17 protein-coding genes are annotated in these 14,011 nt (G+C 68.0%); 3 read left to right on the plus strand and 14 right to left on the minus strand.

The window, feature by feature from the left end; all coding sequences use genetic code 11:
• Positions 1-9 precede the first annotated feature (9 nt).
• From DF286_RS03375 to DF286_RS03395, 5 genes are read right to left on the minus strand one after another with little or no spacing between them, the layout of a single operon-like run.
• Entirely contained in the window at positions 10-642 is a 633-nt protein-coding gene (locus DF286_RS03375) for a FliH/SctL family protein (protein WP_109270152.1), read from the minus strand.
• On the minus strand, positions 635-1,672 hold the full coding sequence (gene fliG / locus DF286_RS03380) for a flagellar motor switch protein FliG (RefSeq protein ID WP_109270153.1): 1,038 nt from the start codon (positions 1,670-1,672) through the stop codon (positions 635-637). Before fliG ends, DF286_RS03375 begins: the two co-directional genes overlap by 8 nt.
• Positions 1,665-3,392, minus strand: a complete 1,728-nt coding sequence (gene fliF, locus DF286_RS03385) for a flagellar basal-body MS-ring/collar protein FliF (protein WP_109270154.1) — start codon at positions 3,390-3,392, stop codon at positions 1,665-1,667. Before fliF ends, fliG begins: the two co-directional genes overlap by 8 nt.
• Before the next feature lie 3 nt (positions 3,393-3,395).
• Positions 3,396-3,746, minus strand: a complete 351-nt coding sequence (gene fliE / locus DF286_RS03390) for a flagellar hook-basal body complex protein FliE (RefSeq protein ID WP_109270155.1) — start codon at positions 3,744-3,746, stop codon at positions 3,396-3,398.
• Between the two features lie 9 nt (positions 3,747-3,755).
• The gene (locus DF286_RS03395) at positions 3,756-4,964 is read right to left on the minus strand and encodes a sigma-54 interaction domain-containing protein (RefSeq protein WP_109270156.1); all 1,209 of its coding nucleotides are present in this window, start codon (positions 4,962-4,964) and stop codon (positions 3,756-3,758) included.
• A 248-nt stretch (positions 4,965-5,212) separates the two neighbouring features.
• Between DF286_RS03395 and DF286_RS03400 the strand changes: the two genes are divergently transcribed.
• Positions 5,213-6,028 (plus strand): flagellin N-terminal helical domain-containing protein, encoded by an 816-nt coding sequence (locus DF286_RS03400; protein WP_109270157.1) that lies wholly within the window; start codon positions 5,213-5,215, stop codon positions 6,026-6,028.
• 194 nt (positions 6,029-6,222) lie between these two features.
• Positions 6,223-6,375 (plus strand): hypothetical protein, encoded by a 153-nt coding sequence (locus DF286_RS15070; RefSeq protein ID WP_158274611.1) that lies wholly within the window; start codon positions 6,223-6,225, stop codon positions 6,373-6,375.
• A 32-nt stretch (positions 6,376-6,407) separates the two neighbouring features.
• Here DF286_RS15070 and DF286_RS03405 read toward each other — a convergent pair whose 3' ends face one another.
• The 9 genes from DF286_RS03405 to DF286_RS03445 form a co-directional block, all read right to left on the minus strand.
• Complete coding sequence (locus DF286_RS03405; RefSeq protein WP_109270158.1) at positions 6,408-7,139, minus strand: sigma-70 family RNA polymerase sigma factor; 732 nt, start codon at positions 7,137-7,139, stop codon at positions 6,408-6,410.
• The gene (locus DF286_RS03410) at positions 7,126-7,947 is read right to left on the minus strand and encodes a MinD/ParA family protein (protein WP_109270159.1); all 822 of its coding nucleotides are present in this window, start codon (positions 7,945-7,947) and stop codon (positions 7,126-7,128) included. Before DF286_RS03410 ends, DF286_RS03405 begins: the two co-directional genes overlap by 14 nt.
• Positions 7,944-10,052 (minus strand): flagellar biosynthesis protein FlhA, encoded by a 2,109-nt coding sequence (gene flhA, locus DF286_RS03415; protein ID WP_109270160.1) that lies wholly within the window; start codon positions 10,050-10,052, stop codon positions 7,944-7,946. The genes DF286_RS03410 and flhA overlap by 4 nt, the downstream gene beginning before the upstream one ends.
• Positions 10,053-10,055: 3 nt before the next feature.
• The gene (locus DF286_RS03420) at positions 10,056-10,847 is read right to left on the minus strand and encodes a transglycosylase SLT domain-containing protein (protein ID WP_109270161.1); all 792 of its coding nucleotides are present in this window, start codon (positions 10,845-10,847) and stop codon (positions 10,056-10,058) included.
• A 161-nt stretch (positions 10,848-11,008) separates the two neighbouring features.
• Positions 11,009-11,332 (minus strand): hypothetical protein, encoded by a 324-nt coding sequence (locus DF286_RS03425; RefSeq protein WP_109270162.1) that lies wholly within the window; start codon positions 11,330-11,332, stop codon positions 11,009-11,011.
• Positions 11,329-11,616: a flagellar biosynthesis anti-sigma factor FlgM gene (gene flgM / locus DF286_RS03430; protein WP_109270163.1), complete on the minus strand. Its 288-nt coding sequence runs from the start codon at positions 11,614-11,616 to the stop codon at positions 11,329-11,331. The genes DF286_RS03425 and flgM overlap by 4 nt, the downstream gene beginning before the upstream one ends.
• Before the next feature lie 69 nt (positions 11,617-11,685).
• The gene (locus DF286_RS03435) at positions 11,686-12,189 is read right to left on the minus strand and encodes a flagella basal body P-ring formation protein FlgA (RefSeq protein ID WP_109271974.1); all 504 of its coding nucleotides are present in this window, start codon (positions 12,187-12,189) and stop codon (positions 11,686-11,688) included.
• A 109-nt stretch (positions 12,190-12,298) separates the two neighbouring features.
• The gene (locus DF286_RS03440) at positions 12,299-12,772 is read right to left on the minus strand and encodes an OmpA family protein (protein ID WP_109270164.1); all 474 of its coding nucleotides are present in this window, start codon (positions 12,770-12,772) and stop codon (positions 12,299-12,301) included.
• Positions 12,769-13,449: a motility protein A gene (locus DF286_RS03445; RefSeq protein ID WP_109270165.1), complete on the minus strand. Its 681-nt coding sequence runs from the start codon at positions 13,447-13,449 to the stop codon at positions 12,769-12,771. Before DF286_RS03445 ends, DF286_RS03440 begins: the two co-directional genes overlap by 4 nt.
• A 207-nt stretch (positions 13,450-13,656) precedes the next feature.
• Here DF286_RS03445 and flgB point away from each other — a divergent pair, with 207 nt between their 5' ends.
• Complete coding sequence (gene flgB / locus DF286_RS03450; protein WP_109270166.1) at positions 13,657-14,010, plus strand: flagellar basal body rod protein FlgB; 354 nt, start codon at positions 13,657-13,659, stop codon at positions 14,008-14,010.
• The last annotated feature ends 1 nt before the right edge of the window (position 14,011 follow it).

Here is a 14,011-nt window from a genome sequence, read left to right on the forward strand (position 1 = left end):
TGGAACCGGTCATGGATGGGTCCCGAAGGAATCGAGTGCGGCGCGAAGCCTTTCAAGCCGCACGGCCGGGCCGTCCTCGACCCAGCCGGAGCCCGTATCGAGCACGATGGATCCGCGGCGAAGGCTGTCGTCGCCGACGATCGTCACCGGAATGCGAGCGGCATCGAGCAGCGGCACATCATCCGGATGCACCCTCATCTTCGCCGGCTCCGTATCTTCGCCGATCAGCTTCGCGGCGGTTTCGGCTCGCTGCTGCAGCAGTGCCCGGTCGATCTCCACCGAGCCGACGATCTGGGTCACCAGCCGCTCGACCGTTTCGGCGATCAGCGCGGCCAGCGCCGAAGTCGGCTCCGGCCTCAACGCCTCGAGCTGCTCGGCGAGGCGCGCAATGGCCTGGCGCTCGCCCGCAAATTCGAGCTCGGCCGTGCGGCGGCCCGCGTCGAAACCTTGGGCGAATGAATCGGCGTGGGTCGCGGCGGGATCGGACACGGCGGGCTCGGCGGACTCATCCAGATCGTTCGCCCTGTGCGGAGCGTCTTCCGACGAGCCCCAGGGCGTGAACATGGTCGTCGATCGATCGACGACGAAGCTGCCGAGGCTGGCGGCGGAGTTGGCGAATTCGCGCGGCCAGAGATTAGACATAATCGTCTCCACGGCCGGCGAGGATGATGGTGCCGGCGTCGGCGAGGCGACGGGCGATGCCGAGCATCTCGCGCTGTGCCTCGAGCACGTCGGCGAGACGCATCGGCCCCCGCTCCTCCATCTCGTCCTGGACGGACTGGGCGGCGCGCTGCGACATGCAGGCATACATCTTGTCCCGCAGGACATCGTTGGCACCCTTCAGTGCGACCACGAGCACGTCGTTCTCGACGTTGCGCAGCAGGATCCCGAGATTCTTGTCGTCCAGCTCCATGAGGTTGTCGAAGATGAACATCTCCTCCTCGATCGTCTGGGCGAGACGCTTATCCATCTTGGCGACCGCCTTGATGATGCGCTGATCGGCACCCGGCCGCGTATTGTTCATGATCTTGGCCGCCTCACTCGCACCGCCACGATAGGGCGCCGGCGAGGAAGAAGGCTTGGTCGCCTGCTCGGCGAGGATACGCTCGAGCTCGTCGAGCGCTTCGGACGTGACCTCACCCAGCGTCGCCACCCGGTAGATGACGTCCGACTGCATGTCGGTCGGGAGAAGCTGAAGCACGTCGGCCGCGATCGCCGATTCGAGATGGGCGAGAACGAGCGCCGCGATCTGCGGATGCTCGTTCTCTACCAGCATCGCGATCGTCTTGGCGTCCATCCAACGCAGCGAGTTGAAGGCGCGGCTACGGGCCGGCGGGGTGATGCGCGCCAGCATCGTCGCTGCCCGCTCCTCGCCCAGCGCATGCTGCATGACCGCCCGGATGCGGGGTGTGGCGCCGAAGCCGATGGTGGTCCGAGCCTTCGCCCTGTTCAAGAAGAGGTCGAAGACATCCTCCACCTGCTCCTCGCTGACGTCGGCGACGCTGAACATCGCGCTGCCGAGCGATTGGACATCGTCCGGCTCGAGCCGGCTCAGCACGTCGGCCGCTTCCTCGTCGCCGAGCAGCATCAGAAGGATCGCCGCCGCTTCGCTGCCGTTGGGATGACCGGCTTGACCGGCGACCGGCTCCTTCACGGGATCCGCCTCAGCCATTCTTGACCTCCATCTGGTCGTCGCCGCGGATCAGGTCGCGGACGACCAGCGCCGCGCGGGCCGGGTCCTGCCGGACGAAGTTGCGGATGAGCGCGGCGCGCGCCTCATAGGTCGGCGCCATTTCGATCATGCCGAGCGTGATCTGCCCCTCCTCGCCCGTCTCCTGGGCGAGCGCGGCGGCGATCTCGCCGCCCATCTTGGTCTTCGCGGCCTTCGACGCCTCGCTGCGCTTGGCGACGGCGGCACCGGTCTTCCGCAGCAGCGGCCGGGCGACGCCGAAGACGACGAGCGCGGCGAGCGCCAGAGCCGTGAGGTTACGGGCCAGCATCGCCACCCAATCGGCCTGCCACCAGCTCTCGGTGACTTCCTCGACCGGCGCGAAGCTGCGGGCGCTCAGCGCCACCACGTCGCCTCGCTCGGCACTGAAGCCGACCGCGCCCTTGATCAGCGTCTCCAGCGCGGCGAGATCTTCCTTGCTGCGCGGCCGGCCGCCTTCCGGGTTCTTGAGGGCCACGGCCACGGTCAGGCGCTTTACCTGGCCCGGCTGGCTGTGGGTGACCGACACTTCCCGGCCGACGGCGAAGCTGCGGTTGTAGTTCTCCGACTTCTTCATCGGGTCGGTAACGGCGGTTGCGCCCGCGGCCACCTCCGGGGTGACGGTGCCGTCAGGCGCCGCGGCGACCTGGGCGGCGGGCGGCGCGTCGTTCGACAAGGCGCCGGGAATGCCCATCGCCTCGGCTTCGGGCTGGGCCACCGTGTAGGCGCCTTCCTCGGCCCGGAGCGTGGTCGCTTCTTCGGGGAAGGCCTCGCGCGTCGCCTGAACTTCGGTGAAATCGACGTCGGCATGGACTTCGGCGGTGAAGTTGTCGGCGCCGACGATGGGCGTCAGCAGCGACGCGATCGCCTGGCGATAGCGCTCCTCCACCTGGCTCTGGACGGCGATGCGCTTGCTCGACGCTTCGGCGGCGCCGCCCGTGCCCTCGCTGGAGAGAAGACGGCCATTCTGGTCGACAACGGATACGCCGTCGGTCGAAAGCCCGGGGACCGAGGAGGCGACGAGGTGGACGATTGCCTGGACCTGAGCATCGCTCAAGGAGCGTCCGGAGGCGAGACGAAGCATCACCGAGGCAGCAGGCTCTGAGCGGTCGCGGACGAACACGCTCGGCTCCGCGACGGCGAGATGGACGCGGGCGCTCTGCACCACGTCGATCGCTTCGATGGTGCGGGCGAGGTCGAGCTCGCGGGCGCTGCGCAGCCGCTGATCCTCGACGGCGCGGCTCGAGCCGAGCGGAAGGTCGCTGATCAGCGAGTTGCCGTCCGGCGCGCTCTTGGGCAGCCCCTGCGAAGCGAGCAGCATCTTCGCCTCGTGATAGCGGGTCTCGGGGACTGCGACCGCGCCGGTGTCCGGATCGATCGTATAGTCCATGCCCGCTGCCTGGAGGCTCTGGGCCATGGCGGCGCGGTCCGCATCGGGAAGGCCCGAGAACAGAGGCCGGCTGGGCGGCGCGCTGAACGCCATCCAGACGATCGCGGCGAGGCCGAGAAGGCCGATCATCGCAATCGCCGGCAGGCTCTTGGCGACCGCGGGCTGGGCGGTGAACGCCTTCAGCTGCTGGACGAAGCCCTCAAAGCCGGCGCCGCCGCGCGCGGGGCGGGTGGTGGCGACCGAGCGGGTCGGGGTGGCGACGATATCCGTCGGGGATACTGCGAGTTCGCTCATGGGTTAGACCGGCATGCTCATGATGTCCTTGTAGGCGGACAGAAGTTTATTTCTGACTTGCAGCGTCGCCTCGAAGCCGATCGACGCCTTCTGGCGGGCGAGCATCACCGCGGCGATGTCGGTGGTCTCGCCCGTTTCGTATGCGGTCGTGGCGGTTGAGGCCTGATCCTGGAGCGCGTTCACCTCGGCGAGCGCGCTCTGGAGCGCATCGCCGAAACCGCTGACACCCTTGGCGTCGGTGGTGCCGGCGATGCCGCCGGGCATCCCCGCGCCGGCGGCGCGCTGGAGGGCGCTGTTCTGCTCGAGAATGGCTGTCCGCATGGCGAGCAGCTTGCTGCTGTCGATCGATGTCATGGGTTCCCCTTAAGCCGCGGCTGCGCGCATATCGGCGAGCCGGTAGCGCAGCGTCCGTTCACTGATCCCGAGCCGTTCGGCGGCGCGAACGCGGTGGCCGCCGGTCGCGGCGAGCGCGGCGCGAATGACTTCCGCCTCGGCCGAACGGCCGATGTCGCCGAGCCGCTGCGGCTCATTGTCCTGAACGATCGGAAGCGCGTCGATGCTGAGATCGGCGGCGTCGATGCAGTCGCCTTCACGCAGCAGCAGCGCGCGCTGGAGAACGTTGTCGAGCTCGCGCGCATTGCCGGGCCAGCTATGGGCCATCAGCCGGTCGAGCGCGGCCGCAGTCGGCCAGGGCACGGCGGCGCCTTCGGGCGCATGGCGAACCAGGATCGCGGCGGCGATGGCGCGGATGTCGAGCCGGCGGCGCCCCAGCACCTGAAGCTGGAGCGGCAGTACGTTGAGACGCCAGTAGAGATCGGCGCGGAAGCGGCCTTCCGCCACTTCGGCGGCGAGGTCTCGGTTGGCGCAGGCGATGACGCGGACGTCGATCGGCTCCGGCTTCACCGCACCGACGGGAAGGACTTCCTTCTCCTGGAGCGCGCGGAGCAGCTTCGCCTGGAGCGCGACCGGCAGCTCCGAGACTTCATCGAGGAGAAGCGTGCCGCCATTGGCGGCGCGGAACAGCCCCTCCCCTTCGGCGCTGGCGCCGGTGAAGCTGCCCTTCACATGACCGAACAGCATGGCCTCGAGCATCGTGTCCGGCAGCGCGGCGCAATTGACGGCGACGAAAGGCTTGGCGGCACGGGGCGAGGCGGCGTGGATGAAACGGGCGAGGCCTTCCTTGCCGGTACCGGTCTCGCCGAGGATGAGGGCGGTGGCGTCGCTGCCGGCGATCCGCTCCGCGAGCGCGAGCAGACGGGCACTCTCCGGCTCCCCGCAGGCGGGCCGGTGGGCGGGGCGGACCAGCTCGGCGGCGAGCGCGTGACCGAAAGCCATGTCGTCGAAGCCGAAGCGGAGCTGTGCCGGCGCATTTGCGTCGCCCAGGGTCAGGGACGGCGCGCCTTCGGCAAATTCGATGAGGAGATCACCGGCGCGCGCCATTGCCTCCTCGCTCGCGTCGAGAATATTGGGACCGACCGCGGCCGCGATCGGGCCGCAGGGCAATCCCGCTCCGGCGAGCCAGCGGGCGAGCGCCGGGTTCGCGGCCGCCGCCTTTTCGCTCAATCCGATCATTCAGACCCCCTTCTTGCCCCGGTTCGCCGGAGGAAGAAGCAAGCGACGTGCCAAGCCCTCAAAAGGCCATGTTTCGCGCCTGCAACGCGCGAGCGTTCACGCGCGCGTCAAAGGATCGACGGGAAAGGGCGTCGGAAAGCCGACGCGAAAAAATGTGATTAAAGCCCCGCTGACCCCTGCCGTTACTGGTTTCGTGGCTGCCGCGGGAGATACCGGGCCGCCTTGATTGAGCGGGAAAGGAAATTCCGATGACTGTTATCAACACCAATACCGCGGCCCTCCGCGCCCAGAACGGCAGCCGCGTCGCCAACCAGTCCCTGCAGACCGCCATGGAGCGTCTGTCGACCGGCAAGCGCATCAACTCGGCCAAGGACGACGCCGCCGGCCTCGCCATTGTCAGTTCGATGACTTCGCAGATCCGCGGCATGAACCAGGGCATCCGCAACGCCAATGACGGCATCTCGATGGCCCAGACCGCCGAAGGCGCTCTCGGCGAAGTCGAGAACATGCTGCAGCGTATCCGCGAACTCGCGGTTCAGGCCTCGAGCGGCACCTACGACGCTGGCGATATCACCAACATCAACCTGGAAGTCACTGCGCTCCAGGAGCAGATCACCAGCGTGATCGACAACACGAAGTTCAACGGCGTCGAGCTGTTCACCGGCAATGCCGGCACTACCGGAACGGTCACCATTCAGGTCGGTTCGGACGCCACGGACGTTGTGGATCTGGACTTCGCCGCCCTGGACCTGTCGGCGGTTCCAGCGTCGTTCGCGGACGCCGCTGCGGCCTCCACTGCGCTCGGCACGCTCACGACCGCGCTTGACGCTGTTGCTTCGCGTCGTGCGACGCTCGGCGCTGGCCAGAGCCGGTTGGAGTCGGTCGTCAACAACCTCAGCTCGAATGTCACGAACCTCAGCGATGCGCGGTCGCGCATTCAGGACACGGACTTCGCTGCCGAGACGACCAATCTCGCCAAGGCGCAGATCCTGAGCCAGGCTTCGCAGGCGATGCTGGCCCAGGCCAATCAGAGCCAGCAGGGTGTGCTGAGCCTGCTCCGCTAAGCTTAACCAAGCGGAACAAGAAAGCCCCGGCGCGGATCGATCCGCGCCGGGGTTCTTCTTTGTCTGATGATCATCAGCGTGACACGGCGGCGGGGTGCATTTGTCGCTCACAAGCTCCAAAAGGGCTTGCTGCCTGCGGGCGCGCGCGGCAAATTGGGGCTATTGCAGGCCGCCAGAGATTCAACGAGTAAACAATGATTGAGTTCGTAGCCTATTTCTCCGCGGCCATGGCCGTTGCCGTCGTCGGCGCGATTTCGGCAGTGGCCATTATCAAGCCCAGGCGCCGGCGCGCGCTGGAAAAGCGCCACCACCAGAGCAAGCGGGAGCAGCTCCGGTCCCAAGGCTAAGGCGGCGCTGGGACGCAGCGTCCTGAAATTCGTTACGCCCAGTCGGCGAGGGAGGCGCGGAGCTTGTCCAGCGCGGCTTTCTTGATCTGGCAGACGCGGGCGGCGCCGACGCCGAGGGTGAGGCCGATTTCCTCGAGGTTCATTTCCTCGACGAAGTAGAGCTGCAGGATCATCGCCTCTCGCTCCGGCAGGGTCCGGATGCCCTGGGCGATGGCCGCCTTCAGCCCTTCCCGCTCCAGCGCCTCGTCGGCGCGGTCTTCGACATCGGCGAACCAGATGGACTGGTCGGAATAGGCGTCGTCCAGCGATTCATGCTGGATCGACTGGGTGTCGTCGACCATCGCGCGGTATTCGGCGGCGCCAAGGTTCATTTCCTCGGCCATTTCGGCTTCGGTGGCTCCACGGCCCAGCCGCGTTTCGAGCCGCGAGCGCACGGCGGCGAGCTCGCGCCGGCGCGCCATGGCGGATCGGCAGATGGTGGCATGGCGGCGCAGATGATCGATCATCGCGCCGCGGATGCGGATGGTGGCGTAGGTGGAAAAAGCGTGGCCGCGATCCTCGAAGCCGTTGGCGGCCTCGACCAGTGCGACCATGCCGACCTGGATCAGGTCCTCCACCTCCATCGCCGAGGAGACGCGGCCGTGGACGTGCCAGGCGATCTTGCGCACCAGCGGCATATGCTGGCGCGCCAGCATTTCCGGCGCCGCCTTGGCCGGTTTGCGTTGATAGGTCACCACACCCTCACCGGGATCAACAAGCGCCATGGAGGACCTCCATGCCGAAGAAGCGATCGCCGCCCTCCGTGGCCGGCAGCTCGGCGTCGGCGACGACGCGAGCGATGCGGGTGAAGGCCGCGCTCGCACGGGAGTCCGGATAGGCCTCCAGGCAGCAGCGCTTGCGGAACACGGATTCGCGGACATGATCGTCGCGCGGGACGGAGCCGAGGTGGCTGAGGCGGATCGGCAGGAAGCGCCGCACCACCTCGCTGAAATGCTGGAACAATGCGCGGCCGCTGGTCTCGTCCTCGACCATGTTGGTGACGACCGAGACGGCGTTGCAGCCATGATCGAGCGAGAGCACCTTCACCAGCGCATAGGCGTCCATGAAGGCGGTCGGCTCGGCGGAGAGGACGACGAGGATCATGTCGGACGAAGCGACCAGCTCCATCGCCTCGGGATAGATGCCGCTCGCCGTGTCGACGATGATATGGTCGAGCTTCCCAGCATAGGGCCGGAAGGCTTCGGCCAGGCGCCGGCGGTCGTTCCGGTCGAGACCGGGCAAGATGCCGCTGCCGCTATGGCCGGGCACGATCCGGACGCCGGACAGCCCCTGCTGGACGACATCCTCCAGGCCGCAATCGCGCGCCAGCACGTCGGCGATGGTGGTCGTCGCGTTCATGCCCAGGAGGATGTTGGCGTTGGCCATCCCCATGTCGCCGTCGACCAGCATGGCGTCCTTGCCGAGGCGGGCGAGCGCGACCGAGAGGTTGACGCTGATATTGGTCTTGCCGACCCCGCCCTTGCCGCTGGTGACGGCGATGACGCGGGCACTTCTTTCGCGAAGCGAGATCATGCCTGGGCCTCCGCCGAGAGCATCGGCTTGGCGGCGGCTCCGCCTACGACCGCGATCACATCCACGGGCTTACCATCGGGAATCTCCAGGAAAGACATGACCGGCACATCGGGCATGTGCGGCGCGAGCAGCCGGGCGAGCGGCCGGCGCGCGATGGGCGAGGTGACCACGGCGAAGCGTCGCGCCTCGTTGAGGAGCGGACCGGCGACTTCGCCGACCGCCTGCACGATCTTCCGGCCGAGGCCGGGTTCGATCGGGTGATTGGCCTCCGGGCCCGCGCGGACCGCCTGGTTGAGCAGGCTCTCGAGGCCGGGATCGAGCGTCAGCACCGGCAGAGGCATCTTCACCGGTACCAGGGTCTGGACGATGAGCGCCCCGATCCGTTGGCGGACGGCCTCGACCAACTGCACGGGATCGCTCTCCTCGCGGGCGGCGTCGACCATCGCCTCGGCGATACGGCGGAAATCCTTGAGCGGCACGCCTTCGGCGAGCAGCGAGCGGCACAGCGCGGCGATGGAAGCCAGGGGAAGCGGCTGCGGCGTCAGGCCCGCGACAAGCTGCGGCGCATTGTCCTTGAGCGCGTCGAGTAGCTTCTGCGCCTCGTCCATGCCGAACAGCTCGGAGGCGGCCGATTGGACGATCTGGTTGAGATGGGTCGCCACCACCGTCGCGGGATCAACCACGGTGTAGCCGGCGACGACGGCGTCGGCGCGCTTGGCGGGATTGATCCAGACGGCGTCGAGGCCGAAGGTTGGATCCTTCACGGCCCGGCCTTCGATCTTCTCGAGCAGGTCGCCGGAATCGAGCGCGAGCAGGTCCTCCGGCCAGATCTCGTCCTCGGCGCAGATCACGCCGGCGACGGTGATGCGGTAGCTGTTGGGCCCGAGCGCGAGATTATCGCGCACCCGGACCAGCGGAATGACGAACCCAAGTTCGCGCGAGAGCTGGCGGCGTATGCCGGTGATGCGGGTCATCAGCGGCGCACCCTTGCGCTCGTCGACGAGGCCGATGAGGGCGTAGCCGAGCTCAAGGCCCAGGGCGGCGCCGTCGCTCACTTCGTCCCAGCCGATGGCGCTCGGCGAAGCGACCGGCTCCGGCTCGATCGCGGCCTCGGCGTCGGCGGCAAGCTTCGCCTTGCGCAGCTTCCACGCCATGAAGCCGGCCAGCGCCGCCGCCGGAAGAATGACGAGGTGCGGCATGCCGGGCAGGACGCCGAGGAAGGCGAGGATCGCCGCCACCGGAGTCCAGGCGCGGGCCGATCCGAACTGATGGGTGATCTGGCCGGAGAGGTCGAAAGGCGACTTGACCCGGGTCACGATCGAGGCCGCCGCGATCGACAGCAGCAGCGCCGGCACCTGCGCGACCAGCGCGTCGCCGATCGCGAGCAGGATGTAGATTTCGGCGGCCTCGCCGAGCGAGAGGCCGTGGCTGAGCGTGCCGAGCACCAGCCCGCCGACGATATTGATGACGAGGATCAGCACGCCGGCGATGGCGTCGCCCTTCACGAACTTGGAGGCGCCGTCCATCGAGCCGTAGAAATCCGCCTCCGTCGCGACTTCCTCGCGGCGCGACTTGGCTTCCTCGGGCGTCAGCAGGCCGGCGTTCAGATCGGCATCGATTGCCATCTGCTTGCCGGGCATGGCGTCGAGGGTGAAGCGCGCCGAGACTTCCGACACGCGCCCGGCGCCCTTGGTGATGACGACCAGGTTGATGATCATCAGGATGCAGAAGACGAAGAGGCCGACGGCATAGTCGCCGCCGATCAGGAAATTGCCGAACGCCTCGATGACGTGGCCGGCGGCGTCGGATCCCTCATGGCCCTGCACCAGCACGACGCGGGTGGAGGCGACGTTGAGCGCAAGCCGCAGCAGGGTCGCGAACAGCAACACCGTCGGGAAGGAAGAGAAATCGAGCGGCTTGGCCGCGTTCAGCGCCACCATCAGCACCGCGAGGCTGATCATGATGTTGGCGATGAAGCCGATGTCGAGCAAAGTCGGCGCGACGGGCACGACCATAAGCATGACAAGCATCAAGGTCGCGAGCGGGAGAATGGCCCCCTTGCTCGTGCTGATCCAGACGTTGCGGTTTACCGCGGCATTCAGCATGCATCAGGCTCCGAGCTGGGCCAGCATCAGATACGCCAGCCTTGCATATTGAGGGGACGGACGGGTCAGCGGCTCGGGCACTTGTGTGAGCGCCGCCATCCGCACCGTCGGAAATACGGGTTGCTCCACGGGCGCCGGCGCCACCGCCGGGCGCGGCATGGGCACGCCCTCGACGCCGAGCTTGTCGGCGAAGCGCGCGCGGATCTCCGCGAAGCTGCGCGGGCTGCCGTCACGGTCGTAGAAGACCCAGCGATTGGCGCGCGCCGCGGCGGGAAGAACCGACGCCGCGGGCGCGTTCGGATCGGCGTCATGCGCGCCGAGGAACTCGCGCGCGCCGCCCGCACCGAGGAAATGGGCGAGGTAGAGATCGACCGGCTCGACCTGGCGGCCGAGGCGGGATTCCAGATAGGCCTTGTTGTCGGACGCGAATTCGGCAGCCATGGCCGAGGCGGATTCCGGCTGCTTGCGAAGATCGAGGATCGTCTGGCGCATTCCGCCGACGACATAGAAGCGCCCGTTCGACCCTTGATGGATCGCGTCGGCGGCCCAGCCGAGGCCGTGCTTTGCGCCATGCTCCTTGACCGTGCCGAGCCAGGTCTGCTCGATGAACTGAAAGAGGCCCGTCGCGCTCGACGTCTTCGCCTTGGCGTTGGGATTGAGCCCGCTCTCGATCTTCGCCTGGCCCAGCAGATAGTCGAAATCGACGCCGGTTGCCGAGGCGGCACGAAAGATGGCGCTGCCGACGCGGTCGTGCGGCACCCTTTCATAGCCCTCTGTCAACGTCGTCGGAATCATGACGCCCCCTGTTGGTCAGGGGACTAGAAGCAACTGCCGTGCCAGATTGGGATGCCGCCTCCCGTCATTCCCGCGAAAGCGGGAATCCGGACAGCGTCCGGGCCTGATGCCGAGACTGCGGGAAAGAAAAGGTGGATTCCCGCTTTCGCGGGAATGACAAGTTACGGGCGGGTGAGCCCGCCGTCGCGGCCGTAACAGGCGCCGGTGTCGCCCCCGCGGGCGGCATCGAGCGAGTCGATGCGGTGGCGGTTGAGGTCCGTCAGAAAATTGACGCGGCCCTGGGCGGCGTCGGCGAGGCGGGCGATATGCGCAGCCCGCTCTTTCACGTCGGGGTTATCGCGCCAGCCGCCGAGCGCGCGCACTTCCTGGACGGCCTCGCTGAAGCGGGCGACGCTCGCCTGGATCGCCTCGACATCATGGCCATCGAGCGCGCCGATCAATTCTTCGTGGCAGGCCTGCAGCCTGTCCAGCGCGGTAAGGCTCACGCGCCGCTCCGCGGCGGCAGGTCGAGCTCGAGCATCTTCTCGGCGATCTTGTCCGGATCGACGGGGTAGCGGCCTTCGGCAATGGCGGCGCGGATCGCAGCGACCTTCTCCGAATCGACCGGCGCGCCGGAGGCGGCCATCTCCGCCGCCGGGGTCGCCGGCGCCGACACGGCATCCCGGCTCAGCGCATCACCGGCCTTGGCGGCCGCCTGACTTCGCTCGAGCGTCGCGCGCGCGACGTCGATCCGCCCCGTCGCTCCCGTCTTGCCGATACCGTCAATCATCGCCCGATCCTTCCTCGCGCTGGGGATCCTGCCCTACGCACCTGAATACATATACGGCCGCAAGCCCGATCAATTAAATCCCGTCACCGCAACACGGCCGTCTTCGGTCACCTGGCCGAAGATCGGCGCGCTCTTGCGGTCGGAGCGAAGACGGATGCGCTCGCCCGGCGAGCCGTCCTCATCGGCGACGGCGAGGGTGCTGACCCGGAAGGCGCCGCCCATGGCGATCACCTCGACCTGGTCGCCCCGGCGGATGACCGGCTCGGCCTTTGCCGCTGCGAGCGTCACCGAGGCACTGCGCGCCAGCGGCACGCGGATGCGCCAGCCGAGCGGCTCGCAGTTGATCGTCGCAGCACCCAGTCTCGGCGCGTCGAACATGGCGGGAGACGGACAGGCGGCGAGCTTCAGGCGCCGATCGATGGGATTGGCCGGGCCGCCTGCCTCGCCGATGCCGGCGCCGAGCGCGGCGACCAACCGCGACTCCAGCATGTCCAGATCCTCGAAGCCCTGCGCGGCCGCCGGCGCCGCGCACAGCACGGACAAAAGGGCCAAGCGTCGGAAAAGCGTCACCATGATCATGCTCCCAGTGTTTCGGGGAGCTTCGAAGCAACAGGCGTGCCAAGTGCGGGGCAAGTCTCGATGAGGCTCGAACGGAAGGCTGTGATTGGCTAGGCCGCCCTATTTACCCCTTCACCCTGACGACCAGCCGATGCGCGACCTTGCGGTCGTGGCGCGCCGGCATGGCGATCTCCACATCCTCTTCCGCGAGGCCACCTTCCCGCACGGCACGGGCCGCGGCGGCTGCCCGGGCCGCGGCCAGCTCCCAGCCGTCGAATCGCCGGGCCGCCGGATCGCCGCCGAAGCTCTCGATGCGGATGATCTGCCCGCCGCGGGCCGCCGCGGCGCCGATCCGCACCAGCCTCGCGCGCGCCGTATCTTCAAGGCGGGCCTCACCCTCGACGAACAGGGCAGCGCCCGCCCACTCGAAGACCCGGTCCGCATCCGCCACGGCCTCGCTGTCCAGCGCCGCGCGGGCGCTGTTCGCGACATCGCGCACGTCGGCGCGGCCGGTGTAGAGGAGGATGAAGAAGCCGAGAAGCAGCAGCGCCAGATCGGCGAAGCTCATCGCCCAGCGCGACACTGGGGTCGGAGTCATCCCGAAGCCTCGGCGCGGCGGATCAGCCACTCGGCGGTGGTTACCGGCGTTTCCGCCCGTGCCAGCGCTTCGAGCCGGGCAAGCGCCGCCGCTTGCCAGCGCCGTTCGGCGATCGACAGCCGCTCCAGCCGCCCGGCGATCGGCGTCGCGATGACCGCGGAGACGAACAGGCCGTAGAGGGTGGTGAGGAGCGCCAGCGCCATGGCCGGGCCGATCGTCGCTGGGTCGTCCATCGCCACGAACATGCCGATGAGGCCGACGACGGTGCCGATCATGCCCATGGCGGGCGCGCTGTCGGCGGCCGCGCGCCAGAAGGAGATGGCGCCTTCATGGCGGGCTGCCCGCTCGTCCAGCTCCTTCCTCGCCCAGCTAGCGAACCAGTCGGCGGTCGGGGCATCGGCCAATTGGAGCGCGGCGCGGCGCATGAAGGCGTTGTCGGTCTTCACATGGTCGGCGCAGGCAACGCCCTTCAGCTCGACGATATGCTCGATCTCGCGGACGGCGCGTCGGGCGACCAGCGAGTCGGCGGCGGGCCGCGCCCGGAAGAGAGGCTTGAGAGCTGCCACTGCCCGGGCCGCTTCCTGGCGAGTGCCGCGGATCGCCGCCGTCACCACAGTCCCGCCAAGGACTAGCGCCAGCGCCGTCGGGTCCAGCAGGCGCGCGGCCAGATCGAGCATAACTCCTTCTCCCCACCCTGCCGTTTGACCGGCAAGATTTTGCCGCCGGCCGGCAAGATTTTGCCGCCTCCGGGCCCAGGCCCATGAAATGCGCGGCCTTTCGCGCAGCCGCGCTCATTTGGCACGGCCATTGCAGCAAGCCGCCCCGACAGGCCTGTCCGTCAGAATAACGACAGGTCGACGAAGCTTTTTAGGGGGTTCAACGAAATGGCCGACGGTAACGGCATTTTCGGCATCCACGGGACGGCCCTGCGGCTGCGCTCGCAGCGCCTGGAGATGCTGGCGTCCAACATCGCCAATGCCGCGACACCCAATTACAAGGCGCGCGACATCGATTTCGAGAAGGCGCTGGCACTCGCGAGCAACGGCCGCACGGCCGCAGACGCGGTCGATGCCGCCGTCGCCTATCGCGTGCCGGTCACGCCCTCGCTCGACGGCAATACGGTCGAGCTTTCGACCGAACAAACCCTCTTTGCGGAAAATGCGGTCCAGTATCGCACCACCCTCTCCTTCCTGGAGGGCCGCATCAACACGCTCAAGCGCGCTCTGAAGGGAGAGTAAG

The organism is Sphingosinicella humi (assembly GCF_003129465.1).
GTDB classification, from domain to species: Bacteria; Pseudomonadota; Alphaproteobacteria; order Sphingomonadales; family Sphingomonadaceae; genus Allosphingosinicella; species Allosphingosinicella humi.

What these genes read in the sequence shown, in the direction of transcription:
- DF286_RS03410 (WP_109270159.1), bottom strand. Translation starts at nt 7,947, where the DNA reads ATGATCTCGCTTCGCGAAAGAAGTGCCCGCGTCATCGCCGTCACCAGC.
- fliE (WP_109270155.1), bottom strand. Translation starts at nt 3,746, where the DNA reads ATGACATCGATCGACAGCAGCAAGCTGCTCGCCATGCGGACAGCCATT.
- DF286_RS15070 (WP_158274611.1), top strand. Translation starts at nt 6,223, where the DNA reads ATGATTGAGTTCGTAGCCTATTTCTCCGCGGCCATGGCCGTTGCCGTC.
- DF286_RS03440 (WP_109270164.1), bottom strand. Translation starts at nt 12,772, where the DNA reads ATGACTCCGACCCCAGTGTCGCGCTGGGCGATGAGCTTCGCCGATCTG.
- fliF (WP_109270154.1), bottom strand. Translation starts at nt 3,392, where the DNA reads ATGAGCGAACTCGCAGTATCCCCGACGGATATCGTCGCCACCCCGACC.
- DF286_RS03435 (WP_109271974.1), bottom strand. Translation starts at nt 12,189, where the DNA reads ATGGTGACGCTTTTCCGACGCTTGGCCCTTTTGTCCGTGCTGTGCGCG.
- DF286_RS03445 (WP_109270165.1), bottom strand. Translation starts at nt 13,449, where the DNA reads ATGCTCGATCTGGCCGCGCGCCTGCTGGACCCGACGGCGCTGGCGCTA.
- DF286_RS03395 (WP_109270156.1), bottom strand. Translation starts at nt 4,964, where the DNA reads ATGATCGGATTGAGCGAAAAGGCGGCGGCCGCGAACCCGGCGCTCGCC.
- fliG (WP_109270153.1), bottom strand. Translation starts at nt 1,672, where the DNA reads ATGGCTGAGGCGGATCCCGTGAAGGAGCCGGTCGCCGGTCAAGCCGGT.
- DF286_RS03400 (WP_109270157.1), top strand. Translation starts at nt 5,213, where the DNA reads ATGACTGTTATCAACACCAATACCGCGGCCCTCCGCGCCCAGAACGGC.
- flgB (WP_109270166.1), top strand. Translation starts at nt 13,657, where the DNA reads ATGGCCGACGGTAACGGCATTTTCGGCATCCACGGGACGGCCCTGCGG.
- flhA (WP_109270160.1), bottom strand. Translation starts at nt 10,052, where the DNA reads ATGCTGAATGCCGCGGTAAACCGCAACGTCTGGATCAGCACGAGCAAG.
- DF286_RS03405 (WP_109270158.1), bottom strand. Translation starts at nt 7,139, where the DNA reads ATGGCGCTTGTTGATCCCGGTGAGGGTGTGGTGACCTATCAACGCAAA.
- DF286_RS03375 (WP_109270152.1), bottom strand. Translation starts at nt 642, where the DNA reads ATGTCTAATCTCTGGCCGCGCGAATTCGCCAACTCCGCCGCCAGCCTC.
- DF286_RS03420 (WP_109270161.1), bottom strand. Translation starts at nt 10,847, where the DNA reads ATGATTCCGACGACGTTGACAGAGGGCTATGAAAGGGTGCCGCACGAC.
- flgM (WP_109270163.1), bottom strand. Translation starts at nt 11,616, where the DNA reads ATGATTGACGGTATCGGCAAGACGGGAGCGACGGGGCGGATCGACGTC.